The organism is Alkalihalophilus lindianensis (genome assembly GCF_032843265.1).
Classification (GTDB): Bacteria; Bacillota; Bacilli; order Bacillales; family Bacillaceae_D; genus Alkalihalophilus; species Alkalihalophilus lindianensis.
In genome coordinates, this window is record NZ_JAWJBA010000651.1 from 1 (window position 1) to 255 (window position 255).

A 255-nucleotide genomic window follows, 5' to 3' on the forward strand; every position below is an offset into this window, starting at 1 on the left:
TTTCCAGCTCCGAATACACCGGAATCGGCACACCCGCACAGAACGGGAAGGCATCGATCAGGCCGTCCTGCAGCCCTGCGCCCATGTCGGAGGCCTGGCCGTTCTGGATCGTCGTGTTGATGCCCAGCGCCTTGAACATCAGCGGGAAATAGGTGCCGCAGGTGCCGGCACGCGGACCGATTCCGGACTTCTTGCCGTTCAGGTCGCTGACCGACTTGATCGGGTTTTTCTCGAGCGTCACGAAATGGAAGGGGG

The 255-nt window shown here is 61.6% G+C and carries 1 protein-coding gene; it reads right to left on the bottom strand.

Going from position 1 to position 255, the window contains the following annotated elements:
* A partial coding sequence (locus RYX56_RS23765; protein ID WP_317124308.1) for a TAXI family TRAP transporter solute-binding subunit occupies positions 1 to 255 on the bottom strand: 255 nt, incomplete at both ends.